Annotated in this window: 2 protein-coding genes; both read right to left on the minus strand. The window is 43.8% G+C overall.

The window, feature by feature from the left end:
* Window positions 1-81: 81 nt before the first annotated feature.
* Window positions 82-645, minus strand: a complete 564-nt coding sequence (locus B9G53_RS00055) for a hypothetical protein (protein ID WP_094528297.1) — start codon at window positions 643-645, stop codon at window positions 82-84.
* A 14-nt stretch (window positions 646-659) separates the two neighbouring features.
* Window positions 660-1,126, minus strand: a 467-nt coding sequence (locus B9G53_RS00060; protein ID WP_254923481.1) for a hypothetical protein, incomplete at its 5' end; no start/stop codon positions are given.

Consider the following 1,126-nt stretch of genomic DNA (forward strand, 5'->3'; position numbering starts at 1 on the left):
TCAAAAACTTTGACAGAACTTTAGACAATGCTAATGCGAGAATTCATCTTTGCTTTATCAGGCTTATGCTTAAGCGCCTCGCTAAGGCTTCCTAAGATACCAAATGGGTTCTATAGGAGAAGAATTATTAGCAATACAATGCGCGATCGCCTCAACCCAAGCCGAAACATCTTCAGCATGAGCCGTACTAATCGCTCGCTCAAATTCCTCCTCAAAGCTAAGCAAACTTTCCTGCTCCAAAGATTGAATCAAAACCTCCTTATCAATTGTGCCAACCATCGAATTACCATTCTTTGCATATTCTGGAGCCTTTCTAGGTAAACTTTGCAAAGGCTCAATAAACTGCTCAAAATCCATCACCATAGACTGACGCACATAACGATCAAAAGCATCATCAGCCATGTTTGGCTCACCATTAGCAGCACGAGAATGTAACTCCTCAAATAAAAAACTAGAGCGATCACAAAACAAATTTGTAATCTGACATACCGCTTCCCCTGCTATTCGCAACTGCGATCGCGTATCGAGATCAACCAGAGTCAGATCTAAAAGTTTAAACACCATTGGAAAATTCGCATCTTCAGGAGTCTGTCTCGCAGTCGAAAGGACATCCCATAAATCCAACTCAAGCTGTTTAACTTTCATTGTCACACCGAAAATTAATTTGAATGACAAGGGCAAGGACGCAAAGGACAAAGCCAAGGATCGAGACGTTCTTGGCTAGCAAATTTCTTAATCCCATAATTTGACTCTAGCAAAACCAATACCTTCTGGACATAAGTATGCACTTGTGTCGCCACCATTCCCGCACAATGAATCGGTGAAACCGCCGCAAACTTTTCCTGCCCTTTCCAGACTTGAACAGCGATCGCATGAATTGGTGTATCCGTTCCTGCTTGTCGGTAAACCACTAATACAGCCCAATATACTGACGCAAACTCTTCAATATTCACAACTAAACGTTCAGCAGAATCTCCACGTTTACGAGCGCGAACCAGATTGCGGCGATCGCGATGACGGGCATAGGAACGGCGACTATAGCAAACCGCAGGATTCCAGCAGCGATCGCCATCATTGCCATGAAGTTCTTGAGCCTGAGACGCAGAGAGCATCGCACACTTTTTAC

It is taken from the genome of Pseudanabaena sp. SR411 (assembly GCF_002251945.1).
GTDB lineage: Bacteria > Cyanobacteriota > Cyanobacteriia > Pseudanabaenales > Pseudanabaenaceae > Pseudanabaena.

Coding starts and splice junctions, on each gene's coding strand:
- B9G53_RS00055 (WP_094528297.1), bottom strand. CDS start 645: ATGAAAGTTAAACAGCTTGAGTTGGATTTATGGGATGTCCTTTCGACT.